The organism is Streptomyces sp. CA-288835, from assembly GCF_050936385.1.
Classification (GTDB): Bacteria; Actinomycetota; Actinomycetes; order Streptomycetales; family Streptomycetaceae; genus Streptomyces.
Map to the genome: position 1 here is coordinate 3937068 of NZ_JBNJMW010000001.1, position 23325 is coordinate 3960392.

The 23325-nt window shown below is 70.1% G+C and carries 21 protein-coding genes; 4 read left to right on the plus strand and 17 right to left on the minus strand.

All coding sequences use genetic code 11. From position 1 onward, the window contains the following. Positions 1-87: 87 nt before the first annotated feature. Positions 88-396: a co-chaperone GroES gene (gene groES, locus ACQEVY_RS17615; RefSeq protein ID WP_328769227.1), complete on the minus strand. Its 309-nt coding sequence runs from the start codon at positions 394-396 to the stop codon at positions 88-90. Between the two features lie 364 nt (positions 397-760). Continuing rightward, the gene (locus ACQEVY_RS17620) at positions 761-1576 is read right to left on the minus strand and encodes a polysaccharide deacetylase family protein (protein WP_432949526.1); all 816 of its coding nucleotides are present in this window, start codon (positions 1574-1576) and stop codon (positions 761-763) included. Between the two features lie 91 nt (positions 1577-1667). Here ACQEVY_RS17620 and ACQEVY_RS17625 point away from each other — a divergent pair, with 91 nt between their 5' ends. Then, a complete protein-coding gene (locus ACQEVY_RS17625; protein ID WP_432949528.1) occupies positions 1668-2864 on the plus strand; it encodes a class I SAM-dependent methyltransferase in 1197 nt (398 codons plus the stop codon). Here the strand turns inward: ACQEVY_RS17625 and ACQEVY_RS17630 are convergent. Genes ACQEVY_RS17630 through ACQEVY_RS17640 form a run of 3 tightly spaced genes read right to left on the minus strand, consistent with a single transcriptional unit; the run spans position 2861 to position 5722 of the window. Then, positions 2861-4039, minus strand: a complete 1179-nt coding sequence (locus ACQEVY_RS17630; protein WP_432949530.1) for a dipeptidase — start codon at positions 4037-4039, stop codon at positions 2861-2863. The two genes, ACQEVY_RS17625 and ACQEVY_RS17630, sit on opposite strands and share 4 nt — an antisense overlap. Positions 4040-4043: 4 nt before the next feature. Then, positions 4044-4586: a 5-(carboxyamino)imidazole ribonucleotide mutase gene (purE, locus tag ACQEVY_RS17635; RefSeq protein ID WP_432949532.1), complete on the minus strand. Its 543-nt coding sequence runs from the start codon at positions 4584-4586 to the stop codon at positions 4044-4046. Then, positions 4583-5722, minus strand: a complete 1140-nt coding sequence (locus ACQEVY_RS17640) for a 5-(carboxyamino)imidazole ribonucleotide synthase (RefSeq protein ID WP_432949534.1) — start codon at positions 5720-5722, stop codon at positions 4583-4585. The genes purE and ACQEVY_RS17640 overlap by 4 nt, the downstream gene beginning before the upstream one ends. A gap of 193 nt (positions 5723-5915) precedes the next feature. On the opposite strand from ACQEVY_RS17640, the gene ACQEVY_RS17645 reads away from it, so the two are divergent. After that, a complete protein-coding gene (locus tag ACQEVY_RS17645; RefSeq protein WP_432955273.1) occupies positions 5916-6473 on the plus strand; it encodes a GtrA family protein in 558 nt (185 codons plus the stop codon). A 5-nt stretch (positions 6474-6478) separates the two neighbouring features. Here the strand turns inward: ACQEVY_RS17645 and ACQEVY_RS17650 are convergent, their stop codons facing one another. The 8 genes from ACQEVY_RS17650 to ACQEVY_RS17685 all read right to left on the minus strand — a co-directional run bounded on the left by ACQEVY_RS17650 (position 6479) and on the right by ACQEVY_RS17685 (position 14558). Then, positions 6479-7756: an ATP-binding protein gene (locus tag ACQEVY_RS17650; RefSeq protein ID WP_432949536.1), complete on the minus strand. Its 1278-nt coding sequence runs from the start codon at positions 7754-7756 to the stop codon at positions 6479-6481. A gap of 69 nt (positions 7757-7825) precedes the next feature. Then, positions 7826-8503, minus strand: a complete 678-nt coding sequence (locus ACQEVY_RS17655) for a response regulator transcription factor (RefSeq protein ID WP_165344433.1) — start codon at positions 8501-8503, stop codon at positions 7826-7828. 318 nt (positions 8504-8821) lie between these two features. Continuing rightward, positions 8822-10162: a hypothetical protein gene (locus ACQEVY_RS17660; RefSeq protein ID WP_432955275.1), complete on the minus strand. Its 1341-nt coding sequence runs from the start codon at positions 10160-10162 to the stop codon at positions 8822-8824. 83 nt (positions 10163-10245) lie between these two features. Further along, positions 10246-11400, minus strand: coding sequence for a hypothetical protein (locus ACQEVY_RS17665; protein ID WP_432949539.1), 1155 nt, complete (start codon positions 11398-11400; stop codon positions 10246-10248). Further along, positions 11397-12380, minus strand: a complete 984-nt coding sequence (locus ACQEVY_RS17670; RefSeq protein WP_432949541.1) for a COG1470 family protein — start codon at positions 12378-12380, stop codon at positions 11397-11399. The genes ACQEVY_RS17665 and ACQEVY_RS17670 overlap by 4 nt, the downstream gene beginning before the upstream one ends. Positions 12381-12464: 84 nt before the next feature. Continuing rightward, positions 12465-13163: an LPXTG cell wall anchor domain-containing protein gene (locus ACQEVY_RS17675; protein WP_432949543.1), complete on the minus strand. Its 699-nt coding sequence runs from the start codon at positions 13161-13163 to the stop codon at positions 12465-12467. Positions 13164-13318: 155 nt separating this feature from the next. Continuing rightward, complete coding sequence (locus ACQEVY_RS17680; RefSeq protein ID WP_432949545.1) at positions 13319-13831, minus strand: ATP-binding protein; 513 nt, start codon at positions 13829-13831, stop codon at positions 13319-13321. A gap of 358 nt (positions 13832-14189) precedes the next feature. After that, a complete protein-coding gene (locus ACQEVY_RS17685; protein WP_328774125.1) occupies positions 14190-14558 on the minus strand; it encodes an STAS domain-containing protein in 369 nt (122 codons plus the stop codon). A 297-nt stretch (positions 14559-14855) separates the two neighbouring features. On the opposite strand from ACQEVY_RS17685, the gene ACQEVY_RS17690 reads away from it, so the two are divergent. Continuing rightward, positions 14856-15752 carry an RNA polymerase sigma factor SigF gene (locus tag ACQEVY_RS17690; RefSeq protein ID WP_388679047.1) on the plus strand — a complete coding sequence of 299 codons (897 nt, stop codon included), beginning with the start codon at positions 14856-14858 and terminating at the stop codon, positions 15750-15752. A 255-nt stretch (positions 15753-16007) separates the two neighbouring features. Next, complete coding sequence (locus ACQEVY_RS17695; RefSeq protein WP_432949548.1) at positions 16008-17636, plus strand: ricin-type beta-trefoil lectin domain protein; 1629 nt, start codon at positions 16008-16010, stop codon at positions 17634-17636. Positions 17637-17682: 46 nt separating this feature from the next. Here the strand turns inward: ACQEVY_RS17695 and hutI are convergent, their stop codons facing one another. The 4 genes from hutI to hutU form a co-directional block, all read right to left on the minus strand. Then, positions 17683-18885 (minus strand): imidazolonepropionase, encoded by a 1203-nt coding sequence (hutI, locus tag ACQEVY_RS17700; protein ID WP_432949550.1) that lies wholly within the window; start codon positions 18883-18885, stop codon positions 17683-17685. Between the two features lie 35 nt (positions 18886-18920). Beyond that, the gene (locus ACQEVY_RS17705) at positions 18921-20279 is read right to left on the minus strand and encodes a formimidoylglutamate deiminase (RefSeq protein WP_432949552.1); all 1359 of its coding nucleotides are present in this window, start codon (positions 20277-20279) and stop codon (positions 18921-18923) included. After that, complete coding sequence (locus ACQEVY_RS17710; RefSeq protein ID WP_432949553.1) at positions 20276-21478, minus strand: allantoate amidohydrolase; 1203 nt, start codon at positions 21476-21478, stop codon at positions 20276-20278. The genes ACQEVY_RS17705 and ACQEVY_RS17710 overlap by 4 nt, the downstream gene beginning before the upstream one ends. Positions 21479-21639: 161 nt before the next feature. Beyond that, the gene (gene hutU, locus ACQEVY_RS17715; protein ID WP_432949556.1) at positions 21640-23298 is read right to left on the minus strand and encodes a urocanate hydratase; all 1659 of its coding nucleotides are present in this window, start codon (positions 23296-23298) and stop codon (positions 21640-21642) included. Positions 23299-23325: the final 27 nt, after the last annotated feature.

Consider the following 23325-nt stretch of genomic DNA (forward strand, 5'->3'; position numbering starts at 1 on the left):
TCGGAAAAAACGAACCGCGCCCCCGGCGCCCGGCTTCTTAGTGGTCGCAGGGGGCCAGGGGCGCGGTTCAAAGCAAACCTGGGTGAATTACTTCTCGATGATCGCGAGCACGTCGCGAGCCGAGAGGACGAGGTACTCCTCGCCGCTGTACTTCACCTCGGTGCCGCCGTACTTGCTGTACAGCACGATGTCGCCGGTCTTTACGTCGAGCGGCAGGCGCTCGCCGTTCTCGAACCGGCCCGGGCCCACGGCAAGGACGACGCCCTCCTGGGGCTTCTCCTTCGCAGTGTCCGGGATGACCAGGCCCGAGGCCGTGGTCTGCTCGGCCTCGACGGCCTGGACCACAATGCGGTCCTCGAGCGGCTTGATGGCAACCTTGGAGCTGGCGGTCGTCACGATCCGACCTCCCCCTTCGGAGATCTCACGGGGTTAACTGTCTGAGGTGGCGACCAGGTCGATCCGTCGTCGCGGGTGCCGGACCTGCCCGTCGCGTTGTTGGCACTCTCCAGTGGGGAGTGCCAGACCTGAGACTATGACCGCGATTAGCACTCGGTCAAGCGGAGTGCCAATCGCCTCCGGCGTGTTCGGGGGTTTGGGCACCCTGCGTTGGTGCCGGCGTCCTCTGGGGGCTTCGCCCCCAGACCCCCGTATCGGCCTTCGGCCTCGTCCTCAAGCGCCGGACGGGCTGAATATGGCTGGGCCGGTTGGAGATCGCGCGCCGACTGCGCCCCCGCCCCGCCTCCGAGCCCCGCAGAAGGCCTCAGAGGTAGTCCTCCAGCCTTGCCACCGTGAAGCCCTGCCGCTGGATGTGGTTCAGCATTCGCGTCGTCGTCTCCGCGAGGGTTGCGCCGTCGCGGCCCTCCGGGCAGTGGAGGATGTCGCCCGGCCGTAGGCGCTTCGCGTCGCTCCACAGGACCACCGCTGCTACTCCGCAGTCCGCCGCCGCTCTGAGCGTGTCGTGGTTGTAGGCGCCGTACGGGGGGCGGAACAGGTGGGGGCGGATTCCGAAGCGGTGCTTGAGTTTGTCCTGTTGGCCGCAGATCTCGGCTCGTTGGCCGGCGTAGGGGAGGCCGGGCAGGTAGGGGTGGTCCAGGGTGTGGTTCTGGACGCTTGCGCCTGCCGCGCGCAGGCGGCCGAAGTGCGCGTATCCCGGTCCTACGACGCTGTCCGTGAGGAACATGCTGACCGGCAGCCGGAGTTCGCGGACCAGGTCGACGAACCGCGGGTCGCGCTCGGCGCCGTCGTCGAAGGTCAGGAAGACGACCTTGTCGCGGGTGGGGACACGGTCGACGACGGGCGGCAGGCCGGGACCCGCGGGGCGTACGGCGGGGCGGGCGGGTGGTTCCGGTGCCGGGGCGAGCGGGGCGGGGAGGCCCCAGCGACGGTACGTCGCGGCCGGGACGCTGTGGGCGCCCACCGTCGATGTCGCCTTCTTGTCGAGCCTGTCGAGGTGTTCGGCCGGGGCGATGGGCCGGGCGCAGCCGGTGGCGCCTGCGGCCAGCAGTGCGGACGTGAGTACGGCCGTGGCCAGGGCGCGACGGAGGCCGACTTTGCCATCTTGTCGTACCGATCGCATGGCCCCGGATCCTCACAGGCCATGAGCCGTACGAGCCCGCCGACACCGCCACCGGGCGCGTACCGTCCACCGACTGGCCCACAATGGGGCTGTGGACGATCACGACCCCCTGGCCTCCTTCGCCGCGCTGCTCACCGACCGCGGACGGTTTCTGCTCGACGAGGTGCGGGAGGTCGAACCGGCGCAGGAGCTGGCCGTGGCCACGCGGTTGCGGCGGGAGCATCCCGCTGAGCTCGTGTCCGCGGCCATCGCGCAGGCGCGGTGGCGGCAGCGGGCGGTGGCGAAGTTCGGGGGCGCTGACGCCGGGCGGATGTTCTTCACCGCGAACGGGGTCGAGCAGGCGACTCGGGCGACGGTCGCGGCGTACCGGGCGAAGCGTTTCACGGAGCTCGGCGTACGGTCCGTCGCCGATCTCTGCTGTGGCATCGGCGGGGACGCCATCGCCCTCGCCCGCGCGGGGGTACGTGTCCTGGCTGTCGATCGCGACCCGCTGACCTGCGCGGTGGCGCGAGCGAACGCCGACGAGCTGGGGCTCGGCGACCTGATCGACGTACGGGAGGCGGATGTCACGGAGGTCGATACGTCCTCGTATGACGCGGTCTTCGTCGACCCCGCGAGGAGGGGTGGACGAGGGCGGATCTTCGATCCCGAGGCCTATTCGCCGCCTCTCGCCTGGGCTATCGACGCGGCTCACAAGGCGCCTCGGGCCGCGCTGAAGATCGCGCCCGGGATTCCGCACGAGGCGGTTCCGGGTGACGCCGAGGCCGAGTGGGTCTCGGATGCCGGGGATGTGAAGGAGGCGGTGCTGTGGTTCGGCACCGAGCCCGGGCTTGTGCGTGCCACCCTGCTGCCGGGGCCGCGCAGCCTGCGTGGGCGCGGGCTGCCCGATCCTCAAGTGCGGCCGCCGGGGCGGTACTTGTACGAACCCGACGGTGCCGTCATCCGCGCGCACCTGGTCGCGGAGGTCGCAGACGAGGTAGGCGGCGGGCTGCTCGACGAGACGATCGCGTACGTCACCGCGGACGCCGCGACCCCGACCCCGTACGCCACCGCCTATGAGATCACCGACCAACTCCCCTTCAACGTAAAGAAGTTGAAGGCGCTGCTACGAGAGCGCGGGGTCGGCACCCTGACCGTCAAGAAGCGCGGCTCAGCGGTCGAGCCGGAGGAACTCCGGCGCAAGGTGAAGCCGCAGGGGCCGAACTCGGCAACCGTGTTCCTGACGCGAGTGAAGGGAGCTCCGACCATGTTGATCGGGGATCCCGCCCAACGGCAGAAGCCCGCTTAGCCGTCCAGTTGCGCCAGTGTCGCGTTCGACGGACCCCTGCGGGAGCGTTCGTCGCGTGCCACGTCCTCCGCCGCTCCCAGCACTCGTACCGCGTTCTGCCAGGTCAGCTTGGCGAGGTCGGGCTTTGACCAGCCGCGGTTCAGGAGTTCGGCGATGAGGTTCGGGTAGCCCGAGACGTCGTGCAGGTCGTCGGGGGTGAAGGCTGTGCCGTCGTAGTCGCCGCCGATGCCGATGTGGTCGATTCCGGCGGCCTCGCGCATGTGGTCCAGGTGGTCGGCGACCGTCGCGGCCGTGGCGACCGGGCGGGGGTGCGCGTCCTCGAAGGCGCGGTGGACCTTCATCGCCTCCGAGGTGGTGTCCAGGGGGTGGAAGCCGTGCTCGCGCATGTTGTCGTCCGCCGCCTCCGTCCAGTCGACGGCCGCCTGGAGGACGAACTTCGGGACGAAGGTCACCATCGCGACGCCGCCGTTGGCCGGCAGGCGTTCCAGTACGTCATCCGGGATGTTGCGGGGGTGGTCGCACACCGCGCGTGCGGAGGAGTGGGAGAAGATCACGGGCGCGATGGTCGTGTCGAGGGCGTCGCGCATCGTCGTCGGGGCGACGTGGGAGAGGTCGACGAGCATGCCCTCGCGGTTCATCTCCCGGACCACCTCGCGGCCGAAGGCCGACAGGCCACCGACGCCCGGCTCGTCCGTCGCGGAGTCCGCCCAGGGGATGTTGTCGTTGTGGGTGAGGGTCATGTAGCGGACGCCCAGCGCGTACAGCGCCCGTAGCGTGGCGAGGGAGTTGGCGATCGAGTGGCCGCCCTCCGCGCCCATCAGCGAGGCGATGCGGCCCTCGCCGCGCGCCGCCTCCATGTCGGCGGCCGTCAGCGCTGCCCTCAGGTCCGCGGGATGGCGCGCGATCAACTGCCGTACGCAGTCGATCTGTTCGAGGGTGGCGGACACGGGCTCCGGCAGGTCCGAGCGGACGTACACCGACCAGAACTGGGCGCCCACGCCGCCCGCGCGCAGCCGCGGCAGATCCGTGTGGAGGTGCGCGCTCTGGTCGGCGGAGATGTCGCGGGCGTCGAGGTCGTAGCGGACCTGTTGGCGCAGGGCCCAGGGAAGGTCGTTGTGCCCGTCGGCGATCGGGAACTCCCGCAGCAGTTCCCGGGCTTCGTCCAGGGACGTCATGCTCTCAGCTCCCCGAACCGAAGCCGAAGCCCGCGGCGCCCTCGGTCTTGGCGCGCAGCCGCTTGCCCTTCTCCGAAGCCTGGTCGTTCAGCTCCTGCTGGAACTCCCGCATACGGCCGCGGAGTTCCTCGTCGTGGGTGCCGAGGATGCGGGCAGCGAGCAGTCCGGCGTTGCGCGCGCCGGCGACCGACACGGTGGCGACCGGCACTCCGGCGGGCATCTGCACGATCGACAGCAGCGAGTCCATGCCGTCCAGGTGCTTCAGCGGCACGGGCACGCCGATCACGGGCAGCGGGGTCACGGAGGCGAGCATGCCCGGCAGATGGGCGGCCCCGCCCGCACCCGCGATGATCACCTTGATGCCGCGGTCGGCCGCCTCCTCGCCGTACGCGATCATCTCGCGCGGCATCCGGTGCGCGGAGACGACATCGACCTCGTACGCGATCTCGAACTCGTCCAGGGCCTGGGCCGCCGCCTCCATGACAGGCCAGTCGGAGTCCGAGCCCATGACGATGCCGACGACGGGCGACTCTGGCGCAGTGCTCATTCGGTGATCGTCCCTCTCAGGTATGCGGCTGCGTGACGGGCGCGGTCGAGGACGTCGGCCAGGTCGTCGCCGTAGGTGTTGACGTGGCCGACCTTGCGGCCGGGCTTCACGTCCTTGCCGTACATGTGGATCTTGAGCTTCGGGTCGCGGGCCATGCAGTGCAGGTACGCGGAGTACATGTCGGGGTAGTCGCCGCCGAGGACGTTCACCATGACCGTCCACTTCGCGCGCGGGCGCGGGTCGCCGAGCGGCAGGTCGAGGACCGCGCGGACGTGGTTGGCGAACTGGGAGGTGATCGCGCCGTCCTGGGACCAGTGGCCGGAGTTGTGGGGGCGCATGGCCAGTTCGTTGACCAGGATGCGGCCGTCGCGGGTCTCGAAGAGCTCCACGGCGAGGTGGCCTATGACATCGAGTTCCTTGGCGATGTTCAGGGCGAGCTGCTCGGCCTTCAGCGCCCGCTCCTGGGGGAGGTCCGGGGCGGGGGCGATCACCGTGTCGCAGACGCCGTTGACCTGCCGCGACTCCACGACGGGGTACGCGACCGCCTGGCCGTGGGGCGAGCGGACGACGTTCGCGGCGAGTTCCCGTACGAAGTCGACCTTCTCCTCGGCGAGCACCGGGACACCGGCGCGGAAGGGATCCTCGGCCTCCTCCGCGGACTCCACGACCCACACGCCCTTGCCGTCATAGCCGCCGCGGACGGTCTTCAGGACGACCGGGAAGCCGTCGCCCTCCTCCGCGAACGCGGCGACATCGGCCGGGTCGCTCACGATCCGGTGCCGTGGGCACGGCACCCCGATCGCGTCGAGCCGCTCGCGCATCACACCCTTGTCCTGGGCGTGCACCAGAGCGTCGGGGCCGGGGCGTACGGGAATTCCGTCCGCCTCCAGGGCCCGCAAATGCTCGGTGGGCACATGTTCGTGATCGAAGGTGATCACATCGCAGCCCCGCGCAAAGTCACGCAGCGTGTCGAGATCGCGATAGTCGCCGACGACGACATCGCCGACGACCTGCGCCGCGGAGTCCTGCGGGGTGTCACTGAGGAGCTTGAATCTGATGCCGAGCGGGATGCCAGCCTCGTGCGTCATACGCGCGAGCTGGCCTCCGCCGACCATGCCGACTACCGGGAAAGTCACGCACCCAGGGTAACGGCCATGCCGGGGCGCCTCAGCCGCGCTCATGATCATCGAAACTTCCGCATGCTCATCACATACTGGCCACATCTTCGGGCTCTGCCCAGGACTGGACCAGTCGGGCTGGATAGCATGGTCGAGTCGACGAAGGTTGACGAAGTTGGCGTATCCGACGAGACGGGGGCTGGGCGACACCATGGGCAAAGGTGGTTCACGCGGGGCACATGCCGCGCCGCGCAGCGTGGTACGCCAGCGTATCGACCGGCTGACACGGGAGCTCGCCAAGTTCGGGGTGGTCGGCGGCCTGGGGCTGGGGGTCAATCTCCTCGTCTTCAACCTCGTCCGCAGCACCACGGATCTGCAGGTCGTGCGGGCCAGTGTGATCGCCACGGTGGTGGCGATCGTCTCCAACTACATAGGCTTCCGCTACTTCACCTACCGCGACCGCGACAAGAGCGGCCGCACCAAGGAACTCTCGCTCTTCCTGCTGTTCAGCGCCATCGGCCTGGTGATCGAGAACGGCATTCTGTACGTCGCCACGTACGGCCTCGACCTCGACAGCGCCCTGCAGAGCAACTTCTTCAAGTTCCTCGGCATCGGTATCGCGACCCTGTTCCGCTTCTGGTCCTACCGCACCTGGGTGTTCCGTTCGCTCCCGGCCCGCGAGGCCGTGGCCAGTGCCGAATCGTTCCTGACGCCGGAGGCCCTGCTGGCGGAGGACCGCCCGACCCGGCAGTTCACGCGCGTTCGCTGACCCGGCTATCGAACCGTCTCCGGCTCCTGCCCCGCCGACGCCCGCTTCTTCGGCGTACGGGACAGGAACAAGCCGAAGACCGGCGGCTGCGCCTGGAGCATTTCGAGCCGTCCGCCGTCCGCCTCCGCCAGATCACGGGCCACGGCGAGGCCGATACCCGTCGAGTTTTGGCCACTGATGGCCCGCTCGAAGATCCGGGCGCCGAGTTCGGCGGGGACTCCCTCGCCCTCGTCGGTCACCTCGACCACGGCCTGGTTGCCGGTGACGCGGGTACGCAGAGCGACCGTGCCGCCGCCGTGCATCAGCGAGTTCTCGATCAGGGCGGCGAGCACCTGGGCCACGGCTCCGGGCGTACCCACGGCCTGCAGATGCCGCTTGCCGGAGCTGACGATGGCGCGGCCCACGCTGCGGTAGGCGGGGCGCCATTCCGCGAGCTGCTGGTTGATGACCTCGTCCAAGTCGAAGGTGACGGCCGAGCCGGTGCGCGGGTCGCGCGAGTTGGTGAGCAGCCGCTGCACCACGTCCGTGAGGCGCTCGACCTGGCCGAGCGCGATCATCGCCTCCTCCTTCACCGTGTCCGGGTCGTCGGTGAGCGTGATCTCCTCCAGGCGCATCGACAGGGCGGTGAGGGGCGTACGGAGCTGGTGGGAGGCGTCGGCGGCCAGTCGGCGTTCGGCTGTGAGCATCCGCGCGATGCGCTCGGCTGAGCTGTCCAGCACATCGGCGACACGGTCCAGCTCCGGCACTCCGTACCGCTTGTGGCGCGGACGCGGGTCCCCGGAGCCGAGCCGCTCGGCGGTCTCCGCGAGGTCGGTCAGCGGGGAGGCGAGCCGGTTCGCCTGGCGGACGGCGAGCAGGACGGCGGCGATCACCGCGAGCAGGGCGACGGCGCCGATGATCAGGAACGTACGGCCGACTTCACGGGTGATCGAGGACCGCGGCTCCTCGACGACGACCGTCTCGCCCTCCTCACCGACGGCCTCCTTCGACTGGATGACCTCGCCGGTGGGCTTGGTGCCGACCTCGATCGGGTCCCGGCCCGGAATCTCGACCCGCGCATAGCGCTGGTCCGTGACCTGGTCCTCGAGTATCTCGGCATTGATCTGCTCGTCCCCGAGAATCCGGCTGTCGACGATGCTGGCCAGCCGCAGCGCCTCCAGATCCACACGTTCCTGCGCACTGGCACCGATCGTCCGGGTCTCCACGATGACAAGGGAGACCCCGAACACAGCGATCACGACAAGGACCACGGCGAGAGTGGACTGAATAAGACGGCGACGCACGGGGCCCTCCGAGCTGCTGGTTTACGAGGTCCAGTGTGCCCCTGGGCGCCGCACTGCTCCGGAGTGGGTTCAGCTTTTCTCGAAGCGGAAGCCGACGCCCCGTACCGTCGCGATGTACCGAGGGTTGGCCGCGTCGTCACCGAGCTTCTTGCGCAGCCACGAGATGTGCATATCGAGGGTCTTGGTGGAAGACCACCAGGTCGTGTCCCACACCTCGCGCATCAGCTGGTCCCGCGTGACGACCCGCCCCGCGTCCCTGACCAGCACCCGCAGAAGATCGAACTCCTTGGCCGTCAGCTGGAGTTCCTCGTCACCCATCCACGCCCTGTGTGACTCGACGTCGATGCGCACCCCATGCGTGGCGGGCGCCTGCTGCGGCTCCGCGGCCCCGCGCCGAAGCAGCGCCCGCACCCGGGCGAGCAGCTCGGCAAGGCGGAACGGCTTGGTGACGTAGTCGTCGGCGCCCGCGTCGAGCCCCACGACGGTGTCCACCTCGTCGGCGCGCGCGGTGAGGATGAGGATCGGGATGGTGTGCCCTTCGGCACGCAGCCGGCGGGCCACCTCCAGTCCGTCCATACCGGGCAGCCCGAGGTCGAGCACGACCAGATCGACGCCACCCTGAATACCGGCGTCGAGCGCGGTGGGCCCGTCCTGGCGTACCTCGACCTCGTAACCCTCCCGACGCAGAGCGCGGGCCAGCGGCTCCGAAATGGACGCGTCGTCCTCGGCGAGCAGTACTCGGGTCATGGACTGATGGTAGTCCGCGACGGACAACCCCCGCGGCCGAAGATCGAGATCTCACCAAAAGCTCCGCAGGGTGCCTCCGGCGGTTGAGCGGGTGCGGCGCCGTCGTGGTTGCTCGCGCAGTTCCCCGCGCCCCTGGGTTCGCTGGGGTGCGGGGCCGCGGGCCGGTGCGTCAGCCCGTCGCCAACAGGGCATACGGCCCCTTGCTCACACAGGGTTCTGGTATGCCCAGACCGAAGCTAAGCGACGGGCATACGACGCACCGGCCCACGTCCCCTCCCGCCGGTGGGAGGCTGCGGGTAGTTGGGGGTGTGGATACTGCTAACGAAGGCGACGTCGCGGCATGAACGTGAACACCGCACCGCCCAGCAGGATCGTCGTGCCCGCCAGCAGGCCGAGCGCCCGCAGCAGACCGTTGTCGTCGGAGCCCGTGTCCGCGAGGCCGCCGCCTGAGGACGCGGGGCCTGCCCCCGACGTACCGGAGCCGGAACCCGAACCGGAGCCCGAGCCACCCGCGGCCCCGCCCGGTTGCGACGACGTATCCAGCGTCAGCGAAACCTCACTCTTGGCCGGCGTACACGTCGTCGTCGTGCCCAGTGCCTCCACCGTCAGCACGCCCGGCGACAGCGTCGACTCGCCGTCCGCGCCCGGCTTGTACGTGCCCTTGAGGTCGGGAACCTCGATCGGGTCACCCGACTTGATCGGCTCAGGGTTCGTCGGGCCCTCCACATGCACCGTGCCCTTGTCCGCGCCGCCCAGCACGACCTCCATCGAGGGCTTCACGGAGTCCGCCGGGATGTCCGCGGGGCTGTCCATGACCGACTTCTTGAACTGCACTGTCAGCCCGAAGTTCCCGCCGTCCTTCTTGGCGTCGATCTGTACGGGAGAGGTCGCGTTCTTGTCCCCGATCGGTGTCTTGCACTCGTAGGGAATCTCGACCTCCTTGCCGGTGAACTCGGTCTGCCCGCCCCCGGAACCGCCGGAGTCCGAGCCACCGGAGCCCGACGAACCGCCCCCGCTGCCACCCCCGGTCGCGCTCTCGGAAGGTTCCGAGGGAGACGACGGAGGCGTACTCCCGGTCGGCAGCCCCGTAGGCACCTCGGTCGGCACCGACGGGACGCCTGTCGGCAGCCCACCGGTCGTCCCGCCCGAGTCCCCGCTCACCTTGATCGTCGCTGCGGACTTCACGGCCTCCTTGGGCGTGCACTTGGTGTCCGCGGACACCGGCTTGTTGACGTTGACGTTGTACGCGTCCGGGGTCAGCGTGACCTCTCCGGCCGTCGTCAGCTTCAGCGTGCCCTTCATGTCGGAGAGCTTCATGTCGCTGTTCTTGGGGATGGCGGGGTTCTGCCGCGGCCCCTCCATCGCGATGTCCGCAGTCTGCGCGCCGCTCGCCTTGAGGGTGCCGGTCGGCTGGACGGTGTCCTTCTCCAGGTCGATGAGGTCGGGGTTCTTGGAGGCGGCCTGGACGAACTTCCAGGTGATCTGCACCTCGTCCCCGACCTTCGCCTCGGCGGGCGCGGTGATCTCCACCTTGGTCGTGCCCTGCACGGGATCCATCCCGGAGATCGCGGGCGGTACGCACTCGGTCTTGTACGACACCTCGGCCGCCTGCGCCGGCGCCGCCGTCACCCCGAGCAGGATGCCCGCGCCGCCGAGCATGAGCGCGACTCCGGCCGCGCTCGCTCTGGTGGGCTTCCGCACCCCAAATCCGCCGTCTCCTGGCCGGACTCTCCGTAGCGTGCTCACGAGTTTCCCTTTCTGGTGGGGGTCGAAGGGCTGTTCTCTTGCGGTGCGGAGAGCTGACCGGCCTCGGTTCCCGGAGCGCTGTCCGGGGTGAACCACGGCAAGGTCCGGTTCGTACTGGTGTCGCTGTCGGCGTCCGCGTGGGGGGACGACGCCGTGGACGAGAAGCTCAACTTTGGCATGCGTACGGTGACTTCGGGCAGCCGCAGACTCCGGCGGGGACCGGCGTGCCCGCCGCCGCTCCTCGGGCGGGATCCCCAGCGTCCGGCCGGCCTCGACCTGCCCTGCGGACGTACGCGGTCCACGACGGCCATCCCGATGCGGAACACGGCGCCCGGTACGACGATGAAGAGCAGGATCCAGAAGAGCGTCACGCCCCAGGGGCGGCCCACGCCCCAGGGCTGTTCGGCGAGCACCTTGCCGCCGTACTTCACCGAGACCGTGTAGTCGCCGTGTGCGCCGGCGGACAGCTCGACGGGCAGCTCGATCTGCGCCTTCTTGCCGGGCGCGATGGTGCCGCGCCACTGCTGTTCCTCCCACTGCGGGGCGAACACGCCGTGTGAGGTGCCGACTTGGAAGACGGGATCCTTGACGGGCAGGGAGCCGACGTTGCCGACGGTGAAGACGAAGTCGCGGGACGGCGGCGCGCCGAACCAGGTCAGCACACCGCTCGACCCGTCGAGCCGGGTGTCGGTGAGCACCGAGAGCCGCCCGCTGGTGTCCTCCTTCGGCAGGGGCTCGACCTCGTGCCCTGCCACCAGGAACGCCGCGTCCGCGTCCGCCTTCTGGCCGGTCACGGTCGCGACGTGCACCACGCACGGGCACGGCTGCGGCGGCTCGACGACGGGCAGCTTCTTGCTGAACGCGCCCTTGTCGTCCGTGGTGACGGCCCTGCCGTCGGCGTTGGCGCAGGAGTTGGTGCCGCCGATGACGCCCCGGTCGGGCGAGGACTGGCCGCAGATCAGCATCATGAGGATGGCGTCCGGGCGCCATCCGGAGCCGGTCACGGTGATCGAACCGCCCGTCCCCGCCTGGGACTTGGACAGTTTGACCTCCGGTTTCCCGTCCGCGCCCGTCGCCACCGCGCCCAGAGGGAGCACGAGCAGCGCGAGCACCGCCACCACCAACGCCGGAATCCGCACCTTCCCGCTCACGTCACCGCTCCCGTCAACTCGACATCCGTACGCGGCTGTTCGCGCCCACCGGATCCACCAGATCCACCTGGCCCGCCGGGTCCACGGGGCTCGCCGGACTCCTCGGCGCGCCTTCGACGTCGTACGAGCCAGCCGGCACCGCCCGCACACAGGACGAGCCCGACCGCCAGGCCCGCGACCGCGCCCCAGGGCACGAACCGCGCCGTCGTGCCCGCCTCGTCGCGCGCCCCGTCCGCTGCCGTGACCGTGAGCCGGAGGTCGACCGAGTCGAACGTGGGCCGGTCGGGCCAGGGCTCGCGGAGGGTGACGCGGCGGCCGGGGAGCAGTTCGACGGGGAGGGTGCGCGGGGCGCGGTCGAGCACCTCGCCGAACAGTCCGTCGGCGCGTACGGCGAGCTTCGGGGTCAGTACGGTGTTGCCGCGGTTGACCAGGTCGTACGAGATCCGGCCGTCCCGTACGGCCACGTCCTCAACCGTGAGCGCGGACAGGGTCGGGCCGGCGACCCGCAGCTGGACGCGTACGGCGGCGGACCGACCGCCGCCGCTCGCGACGATCGCGCCAGGGTGGTCGCCGGGGATGACGCTCTCCGGGACGCCGATGGTGAACGGAACGTCGGCACGCGTCCGCGCGGGCACCTTGACAGTCTTCTCGGCGAAGGTGATCCACGCGCCGGTGTCGCGCGGCTTCGCCCGCAGCGCGAAGCCGCCGCCCTCTGCGCTGTTGTCGGCGTCCGCGCCCCGCAGCCGTACGGTGAGCGGCTTGTCGTCCGGGTTGATCACCGACACCGTGTCCTGAAGGACCGCACCGGGCTCGCCCTCCGCGTAGAAGGAGGGCCGCCCGTCCCGGCCGCCCGCCGAGGGCACGACGGACCAGCCCTCGTCGGCCACGGCGTTCGGTGCGGCGCCGGGCAGGCCGAGCAGGACTGCGGCGGCGAGAGCGAGGACACAGAGGCCACGGGCGGCGGACTGCACGGATGTCACGGGCGGCTCCAGAGGAACGTCACAGCTGCTGGTGCGGCGTACGGCAGTGGGCTCGTCCTGCGCGTACGCGAGAAGAACGAAAGGTCAGCGCGGCGCCTGGTTCCGTCGGGTCAGCCACAGCACTCCGGCCGCTCCGGCGAGGATCACCGTGCCGCCGAGCGTGCCGAGGGCGATCGCGTTGTCCTCGGGCCCGGTCTGCGGGAGCTCGGCGCCGGCGCCCGCGCCGCCCTCGGGGGCGGTCTCCGACGAACCGCCGCCGCCACCCGCGGCCTTGACGTCCAGGCTCAGCGCGGGACCCGGATCGTTGCCGGGCTCACAGGTCGTCGTCGTACCGAGCGCCTTGATGGTGAGCACGCCCGGCGTGAAGGTGACCTTGCCGCTCTTGGACGGTGTGTATGTACCGCTCAAGTCGCTGACCTTGATGGGGGTGTTGGCAGGGATCGCCTCCGCGTTGGGAGGGCCCTTCACTTCGAGCGTGCCGCTCTCGGCGCCGCCCAGCTTGATGGTGGCGCTCGGGCTCATCGCGCCCTTGCCCAGTTCGACGGGGCTGGACGAGACGCCCTTCTGCCACGACATGGTGATCTTGTAGCCGTTGCCGCTCTCGGCGCTCTTGATGTCGATGGGCGAGACGGCGGACTTGTCACCGATCGGCGTCTTGCAGTTGTACTCGACGTCGACGGCCTCGGCCCAAGCTGCGGGGGCGGCCATCAGCACCGCCGAGCCTGCCAGGGCCGCGGCGAACGCGAGCGCGGCGGTTCGTTTCTGGTACGTCCGGTATGACACGGTCCCCTCATTCCTGACGGCACATCAGATCGGCCGTCAAGGTACGCCCGGGGCCTTGTGGAGGGAAGACAAAGGACGCGCCGGATCTCGATCGATCCGCCGCGTACGACGATGGTTTCGAACTTGCGGTAACCCTTGGTGGGGGTTACTTCCGGCTAAGCGGGCGCCCCGAGCTCCGCCCATACCGTCTTGCCCGCCACCCCTGGAGCGCGGACGACCCCCCAGTCCAGGCACAGCCGCTGCACGATGAACATCCCGTGGCCGCCGGGGCGCCCGGCGCGGTGCGGGGTGCGCGGAGTGGGCTGGCCGGCGCCCCGGTCGGAGACCTCGACGCGCAGCACCTTGTTGTCGCAGGCGATCCACAGCTCGTCCGGGCCCTCGGCGTGCAGGCAGGCGTTGGTGACGAGCTCGGAGACGACCAGCAGTACGTCCTCGGCGGCGGCCCGCCGGTCGGCGGTCGCGGCGGGCAGCCAGCCCCACGCGTACAGCGCCTGGCGTGCGAAATCACGGGCGAGGGGGACGACCCCGCTCGCCCCGTCGAGGTTGAGCCGACGGACCTGACGGGCGGCCGGGCGCGCGGACCCGTCGTCTCTGGCCTCCCCCGAAGCGCCGCAGACGCCCGCCTCCGGGCCGCGGTCGCCCGGCGGGTAAGGCCGGGTGGTGCTCATCAGCGCTTCACCTCACCGATTCACCAGTTCTCGATTCAAGACTCAAGACATTTCAGAAAGCTCAGGACACTCAGGATTCGGGACTGCCGCGCGCTTGCCGTTGGCCTTGCTGACATATTCAGGATGTCTCCTGCCCGGCCGATCCGTCAGAACACCCACTGATTCGTCGTGAGCACTGTGACGCTGATAACGCGCCGATCACACAGAGACAACTGAGCCATAACTATGCACACCGCAGCCGGGCGGTTACTCACCGGGGGTCTGATCGAAAACGCTCTGGAGGGTGCGACAGAATGCGACAACTCACGCGGAACGCATCGAGGACACAGAGTGCGCCGAGCGTGTCATGTACCGGCGATCACTCGCGCAGTGCCGCATCGAGCGTGTCATGCACAGTGAAGACGGCTGCCGCACCGGTGATCTCGAACACCCGGGCCACGACCGGAAGCATCCCGGCGAGATGGACCCCGCCGCCCGCGTCCTCGGCCTTGAGCCTGGCGCCGAGCAACACGTTCAGCCCGGTGGAGTCGCAGAACTCGAGCCGCGAACAATCCACGACGAGGCGTGCGAACCCGCGCTCGAGGCAATCCTCGAGCGGTACTCGCAGCAGATCGGCGGTGTGGTGATCCAACTCACCCGCCGGGGTCACGACGGCGCTTGAGCCCTCTTCCCGCACCTCGACCAGAAGCCGGCCCGATTGTGCGCTGCCGACCGTCCCGCGGTCCATGCCGTCTCTCTCTTCCGACCGTCGTGGCTGATGACTGACGCTCTTGAACACTACGCCTTCCCTACGACCACGACTCCTGCCGTGCGGTTCCTTCCCTACGACCTCTCTACGACCTTGCCACACCCGAATAACCGCTCAGAGTGGGACATTTCTTCAACAAGCGCACTTGCGGAGGGCTGACGAAAGCGGGTAGGGCTAGTAGGGACACGAATCAACACGGCCGGCTTTGGAGGCGCCGCACACCGCAGTGCACGTATTGGCATCGGCGGCCATATGCCGAGAACGATGGAGGACATCATGTCACCCCGGCTCGACGCATCGCAGACCCCCCAGGCGACGTCGACACCTTCTCCAGAACAGGCGGATCTCGTCGAGGAGGACCTCGACGGACTCGCCGGCCTTCCGGAGATCCCGCCGTACGACGAGGTGGGGCCGGTGGACGCACGGGCCCTTTCCAAGACCCTCTTCGAGCGGCTGGAATCCCTGGAAGAAGGCACGCACGAGTACTCCTATGTACGCAACACCCTGGTCGAACTGAACCTCGCTCTGGTGAAGTTCGCCGCCTCCCGGTTCCGCTCCCGCAGCGAGCCGATGGAGGACATCATCCAGGTCGGCACGATCGGCCTGATCAAGGCGATCGACCGCTTCGAGCTCAGCCGTGGCGTGGAGTTCCCGACCTTCGCGATGCCGACGATCGTCGGCGAGATCAAGCGTTTCTTCCGCGACACCAGTTGGTCGGTGCGCGTGCCCCGCCGACTCCAGGAACTCCGCCTGGACCTGGCCAAGGCCGGCGACGAACTGGCCCAGCAACTCGATCGCGCTCCGACAGTGGGAGAGCTGGCGGAGCGTCTGGGCCTGTCGAACGACGAGGTCGTCGAGGGCATGGCCGCGTCCAACGCCTACACCGCATCTTCACTCGACGCCCAGCCGGAGGAGGACGACTCCGAAGGCGCCCTGGCCGACCGCATCGGCTACGAGGACCACGGCCTGGAAGGCATCGAGTACGTCGAGTCCCTGAAGCCCCTGATCGCCGAACTCCCTTCCCGCGACCGGAAGATCCTCTCCCTCCGCTTCGTCGCCAACATGACGCAGTCCGAGATAGGCGATGAGCTGGGCATCTCCCAGATGCACGTCTCCCGCCTGCTGTCCCGCACGCTGGTACGCCTCCGGAGAGGCCTGACGGTCGAGGAGTAGCGCTCCGCCGCAGGTGGGGCCACCAGAGGTGGCCCCAACGCACGTGACGGTGAAGCTCGTTGATGGCGCCCGTACGAGGTCCCGCTGAGCGGGGCTCGGCGGGCGCCATCATCACAAACAAGCCACGCAAACATCGTTACTGGCGGAAACCCCTACCCTCTTCGACCTCTTCCCACCACTATGACCCCACCCCATACCAATCGGTACGCCGAGGTGCCGACGGTGGCGAGGCGGGGGCAAGAGGGGGGAACGGGGATGACTCGGGCGCATCAGGGCGACGAGAACCACGCAGGAACAACCGCAGGCGCGAAGGCGAACGCGGGCGCCGGCCCGCACACCAGCACGCCCGACACGCAGCTCACCGCGCTGATACGCGCCGACGCCGCCACCGCGTACCCGGCGCTGCGCGAGCTGCGCCTGCGGCACCGGCCCGCCGTGCTGGCGTACGCGCGGCTGTGTGCCATGGACGAGCCCGGCGCACGCCGACTCACGGCCCAGGCGTTCGCGCTGGCCGCCCGCGAGACGGCGCGCGGCGTCGAGCCGCGCGGACCGTGGCGGCACAAGCTTCTGCTTCTGGTCACGCGCGTGGCCGCCGCATGGGCCACCGACGACCGCGGCAACCGCCTCCATCCGGACCTGCTGACCCACCTGCGCGAGACGAGTGCCGACGACCGCGAACCGCCGATGCTCGCCGCGTTCCACAGCCTTCCGACCCGTGTCCAGGGCCTCGTCTGGTACACGGTCGTGGACGAGGAGCCCGACGCCGGAGCGGCCGTCTACCTGGGATTCACGCCGCAGGACGTGACGTACGGGAAGGAGCCGGCCTTCCAGTCGCTGCGTCAGGCCTGTCTGAAGGCCCGGCTGGCCAGCTCCGGCGATCCGCGCTGCCAGGGCTTCCGGCGACTGATCGAGGAGGCGGTGCGCCCCGAGCATCCGCGGTACGGAATGGATCTGGACGCCCACATCTCGCAGTGCGCGCACTGCGCCGCCGCGTACGAGGAGCAGTGCGCGCTGCGGGACGCCCCGCGCACCGCGTCGGCCGACGGGCTGCTGGTGTGGGGCGGCGCGGCTTACGCCTCGGACGGATCCACCGCGCCTGGTCGTGCTTCCCGGCGCGCCCGCACTGCCAGGCACTCCCGGCCCCGGACCCGGACCACCGCGGCAGCGGCCTGGCTGCCGTCGCGACGCTTCGGGCTCGCCTCGGCGGCGTTCGGCATCGCGGTGGCTCCCCTGCTGATGTACCTGCTCTCGTCGAACAGTTCACAGCCCCAGCGCGCCGCCAACTCCGTGCCCCCACCCGCGCGGCCGTCCGCGGTGACGGTGACGCCGACGATCTCGGCGACGTCGTCCCCGTCGCCTTCACCGACGCGCAGGACCAAGTCCCCTGAACCGACGAAGACTTCGAAGCCCCCACAACCCTCCAGGACGCCGCGTCCCTCGCCCACTCCCGAGAAGCCGAAGCCCCCCGCACCCCACCCGCCCAACGGCGCCTACGCCCAGGTGGTGAACGCCGGGTCGGGCCTGTGCCTGGACATCGACGGCGCCCCGCAGAACGGCACGGACGTCGACGCGGCCACCTGCACGTCCTCTCGCGACCAACGGTGGCGGGTCGACTCCGGGCGCGGCGTGCTGCAGTCGTACGCATACCCCGGCTACTGCCTGGACAGCCGTGGCTCCGTCAGCCGTGGCCTCGGCATCTGGGAATGCGACGCGGTCTACGGCCCCAACGGCCGGAACCTGACGTTCACCGTGGGCGGCGACGGTGTGATCCGCCCGGCGATCGCCCCGGACCACGCGGTGACCGCGTACGGGAACCGCCTCTTCCTGATTCCGGCGCAGGGGCGGGACGAGCAGCGGTGGACGGCGGGGGCGGCTCCCGCCTGATGCCGCAACCGATGCCACACCTGGTCTCGTGCTGGTCTCGTGCTGATCAGACCTTGCGGACGCCTCGCCGCCACACCTCGCTGACCAGCGGTACGCCCGGGCGGTAAGCCAGATGCACATGGCTCGGTGCGTCGAGGAAGGCCAGGTCGGCGTACGCGCCCGGGGTGAGGTGGCCGATGTCCGTGCGGCGGAGGGCTGCCGCGCCGCCGGCTGTCGCCGACCAGAGCGCCTCGTCCGGTGTCATCCCCATGTCCCGTACCGCCAGTGCGATGCAGAACGGGACGGAGGAGGTGAAGGACGAGCCCGGGTTGCAGTCCGTGGAGAGGGCGACCGTGACGCCGGCGTCGAGGAGGCGGCGGGCGTTCGGCCACTCGGCGCGGGTGGAGAATTCGGCGCCGGGGAGCAGCGTGGCGACGGTTCGGCTGTTCGCCAGGGCGTCGATGTCCGCGTCGGAGAGGTGGGTGCAGTGGTCGGCGCTCGCGGCGTCGAGTTCGACGGCGAGCTGGACGCCGGGGCCGTACGAGAGCTGGTTGGCGTGGATGCGCGGGTGCAGACCCGCCGTCTTGCCCGCCGTGAGGATCGCACGGGCCTGGTCACCGTCGAAGGCGCCCTTCTCGCAGAAGACGTCGATCCAACGGGCGTACGGGGCACAGGCGTTGAGCATCTCGCCGGTGACGAGGGCTACGTACGCCGCCGGGTCTTCGGCGTAGTCGGGGGACACGATGTGCGCGCCCATGTACGTGACCTCGTCCGTGTGCCGGGACGCGATGCGCAGGGCGCGGGACTCGTCCTCGACGGTGAGGCCGTAGCCGGACTTGGTCTCGAAGGTGGTGGTGCCCTGGCGGAGGGCCTCGGCGAGGTAACGGGTGAGGTTGCGCTCCAGTTCCTCGTCGCTCGCCGCGCGCGTCGCGGCCACCGTCGTACGGATGCCGCCCGCGCTGTAGGGCCGGCCCGACATACGGGCGTTGAACTCCTGCGTGCGGTCGCCCGCGAAGACCAGGTGTGAGTGGGAGTCGACGAAGCCCGGGATCACCGCCCGGCCGCCAGCGTCGACCCGATTGTCAGTGGCGGGTGCTTTCCTTGATTCACCGGTCCATGCGACGCGGTCGCCTTCGATGACGACGGCCGCGTCCTGGATCAGACCGAGGGGGGAATTGTCACCGAGGGAGGGGTCGTTGGTGACCAGGCTGGCGATGTTGGTGATGACGGTGGTCGGACTGCTTGTGGGGATGCTCGTCGGGCTGCTCATGTCGTCCTCGCGGGGGCGCGGTTCGGCGGTCGTCGTCAGGCGCGCAGGGCTTCGACTGCCTGCGCGAGGGCTTGCGGCACATCGGGGACGAGCGTGTGGACCCCGTCTCGTACGACGTGCCGGCCGGCCACGATCGTGTGCCGTACGTCCGCCGCTGTCGCGGCGAATACGGCCGTCTCGGCGCCGAGCCTGGGCAGCGGCCCCGCTGTCCTGACCGAGTCGAGCGCGACAGTCGTGAGGTCGGCGAGCGCGCCGGTCTCGATGATGCCCGCGTCGTCCCAGCCGAGGGCAGCATGGCCGCCCGCCGAGGCCGCCCGCAGGAGAGCAGCCGCCGTCCAGTGACCGCGTGTACGGGTGCGCAGGCGCTCGTTCAGCTCCATCGCGCGCGCCTCTTCGAGCAGGTCGATGACGGCGTGGCTGTCGGATCCGAGAGAGAGCGGCGAGCCTGCTTTCTGCAGGGCGGCGGCGGGGCCGATGCCGTCGGCGAGGTCGCGTTCGGTGGTGGGGCACATGCACGTGCCGGTCGTGGAGTCGCCGAGCAGCGCGATGTCCTCGTCGGTGAGGTGGGTGTTGTGGACGCCCGTCGTGCGCGGGCCTAGCACGCCGTGGTCGGCGAGCAGCCGGGTGGGGGTGCAGCCGTGCGCGGCCCGGCAGGCGTCGTTCTCCGCCGTCTGCTCGGACAGGTGCACATGGAGCGGGGCCCGCCGCTCCTCGGCCCATCGCGCCACCGTGGCCAACTCCCGCGCGGGCACGGCCCGTACGGAGTGGATGGCCGCACCGATCCTCAGGTGATCCCGGTCCTTGAGAACTGAACAGCGTTCCGCCCAGGCGTTCGCGCTCCCGTCGGAGAAGCGGAGCTGATGGGTGTTGGGCGGCTGTCCGAAGCCGGAGGAAATGTAGGCGGTGTCGAGGAGGGTGATACGGATACCGGCTTCGGCGGCGGCGTCGATGAGCGCCTCGCCCATCGCGTTGGGGTCGGCGTAGGGGGTGCCGCCGGGGGCGTGGTGGACGTAGTGGAACTCGCCGACACAGGTGATTCCGGCGAGCGCCATCTCCGCGTACACCGCGCGGGCGAGGGCGTGGTACGTGTCCGGGGTCAGCCGGTCGGCGGTGGCGTACATGACCTCGCGCCAGGTCCAGAAGGTGCCGGAGCCGACCTGGACGGTGCCGCGGAGAGCGCGGTGAAAAGCGTGCGAGTGGGCGTTCGCAAGACCGGGGATCGTCAGCCCGCGGAGCACCTCGGCGCCCGGCGGCGGGCTGTCGATGCCCGTACGAACGGCCGCGATCCGGCCGTCGGCGACCTCGACGGCCACGCCTGGCTCGACGAACGAGTCGAGCCAGGCGTGCTCCAGCCAGTACGTCTGCGTGCGGGGGCGGGGGTGTGGGTGGGTCACGTGCAGGCCAGCCCTTCCAGTACGTCGGCCAGGGCGAGTACCCCGGCCACGCAGTCGTCCTCGGTGGCGTACTCGGCCGGGGAGTGCGAGACGCCGGTGGGGTTGCGCACGAACAGCATGGCTGTGGGGATGCGCCCGGAGAGGATGCCGGCGTCGTGTCCGGCGCCCGTGCCGAGGACGGGGACCTTGAGGTCCGTGCCGGTTCCCAGGATGCGGGCGAGTTCGTCGCGCAGGGCGTGGTCGAACTCGACGACGGGGGTGAACGACTCGCGGACGATGTCGAGTTCGATGCCGTGGGCGTCGGCGTACTCGCGGGCCGACCGCTCGATGCCGCTGACGACGGTGTCGAGGCTCGCCTGGTCCGCGGCACGGGAGTCGAGCCAGCCGCGGACGAGGGAGGGGATGGCGTTGACGCCGTTCGGCTCGACGGAGATCTTGCCGAAGGTGGCGACGGCACCGGCGAGTTGGGCTTCCCGGCGGGCAGCGAGCACGGTCTCCGCGTACGACAGCATGGGGTCGCGGCGGTCCACGAGCCGAGTGGTCCCCGCGTGGTTGGCCTCACCCCGGAAGTCGAACCGCCACCGCCCGTGCGGCCAGATGGCGCTGGCGATCCCGACCCGGTCGCCTGTCAGGTCAAGAGCACGCCCTTGCTCGACATGCAGCTCGACGAACGCCCCGATCCGGTCGAGCCGCTCCGGGTCCGCCCCGATGGCGTCCGGGTCGTACCCGGCACTCTCCATCGCCGTCGGCAGGCTGACACCGTCGGCGTCCCTGAGCCGATGCGCCTGCTCGACGGTGAGCTCTCCGGCCGCGAGCCGCGACCCGACACAGGCCAGCCCGAACCGGGCACCTTCCTCGTCCCCGAAATTCACGATGGCGAGAGGCTTGCTGAACTGCACGTTCCTGCTCCGCAGTTCATCCAGCGCGGCGAAGGAGGACACGACACCGAGGGGACCGTCGAAGGCGCCGCCATCGGGGACGGAGTCAAGATGGGACCCGGTGACGACAGCGCCCCCGGCCTCGGGATCCCCGAGCCAGGCCCACTGATTCCCGTTCCGGTCCACCTCGTAGGCAAGCCCTCGAGCCCGGGCCTGCGCCTCGAACCAGGCCCGACACTCGACATCGGCCCCGGTCCAGGCGAACCGCCGGTAGCCACCGGAGGCGGGGTGGCGCCCGATGGGGCTGAGGTCACGCCACATCTCGTGGAACCCAACCAGCCCGTCCGGCGATTGAGGACGAGGCCGTTCAGGCCGATCGGGGGTCCGGGGGCGGAGCCCCCAGCAGGGCCCGGGGGCAGCGCCCCCAGTTTCGGGAAGGGGCGGGGTTGGGGAAGAATCCCGCCCCCCACCGACAGGCAAGCTCACTCGCCCTCCCGCATAGGCACCCGCACGCCCCGCTCATCCGCCACCGACGCCGCGATGTCGTACCCGGCGTCCACATGCCGGATGACACCCATCCCCGGGTCATTCGTCAGCACCCGGCGAATCTTCTCCCCGGCCAGCGCCGTGCCGTCGGCCACGGACACCTGCCCCGCATGGATGGACCGCCCCATCCCCACTCCGCCCCCATGGTGAAGGGAGACCCAGGACGCCCCCGACGCGATGTTCACCATGGCGTTCAGTAGCGGCCAGTCGGCGATCGCGTCGGAGCCGTCCAGCATGGCTTCGGTCTCGCGGTACGGGGAGGCCACGGAGCCGCTGTCGAGGTGGTCGCGCCCGATCACCAGCGGCGCCGCCAACTCCCCGCTCGCGACCATGTCGTTGAAGCGCTCACCCGCCCGGTCCCGCTCCCCGTACCCGAGCCAGCAGATCCGCGCCGGAAGCCCCTGGAAGTGCACCCGCTCACCCGCCATCTTGATCCAGCGGTGGAGGGACTCGTTCTCGGGGAAGAGGTCGAGGATCGCCTTGTCGGTCTTGGCGATGTCCGAGGCCTCACCGGACAGCGCGGCCCACCGGAAGGGGCCCTTGCCCTCGCAGAACAGCGGCCGGATGTAGGCGGGCACGAACCCGGGGAAGGCGAACGCCCGCTCGTAGCCGACGAGTTGGGCCTCGCCACGGATGGAGTTGCCGTAGTCGAAGACCTCGGCACCGGCGTCCATGAAGCCGACCATGGCCTCTACATGCCGGGCCATGGACTCGCGGGCACGGGTAGTGAACCCGGCGGGGTCCTTGGCCGCGTACGAGGCCATGTCGTCGAAGTCCACGCCGAGCGGCAGGTAGGACAGCGGATCGTGGGCCGAGGTCTGGTCGGTCACGATGTCGACGGGGGCGCCCTCGGCGAGCATGCGCGGCAGCAGTTCGGCGGCGTTGCCGAGCAGCCCGATCGACAGCGGGCGCCGGGCGTCGCGCGCCTCTACGGCCAGTTGGAGGGCGTGCTCGAGGGAGTCGGCCCGTACGTCCAGGTACCGGTGCTCGATACGGCGCTCGATGGCCCGCGGGTCGCAGTCGATACAGATGGCGACGCCGTCGTTCATCGTCACGGCGAGCGGCTGGGCGCCGCCCATGCCACCGAGTCCGGCGGTGAGTGTGATCGTCCCGGCGAGCGAACCCCCGAACCGCTTGGCGGCGACCGCGGCGAAGGTCTCGTAGGTGCCCTGCAGGATGCCCTGCGTACCGATGTAGATCCACGAGCCAGCCGTCATCTGGCCGTACATGGTGAGTCCGAGCTGCTCCAGGCGCCGGAACTCCTCCCAGTTCGCCCAGTCGCCCACGAGGTTCGAGTTGGCGATGAGCACGCGCGGCGCCCACTCGTGGGTCTGCATGACGCCGACCGGGCGGCCGGACTGGACGAGCATCGTCTCGTCCTGCTTGAGGGTGCGCAGCGTACGGACCATGGCGTCGAAGGAGCGCCAGTCGCGGGCGGCCTTGCCGGTGCCGCCGTAGACGACGAGCTTGTCGGGGTGCTCGGCGACCTCGGGGTCGAGGTTGTTCTGCAGCATCCGCAGGGCGGCTTCTTGCTGCCATCCCAGGGCGCTCAGTTCCGTACCGCGCGGTGCTCGGACAGGGCGTGGTCCTGACATGGGCTGCCTCCCGGCGGGCTGATTGCA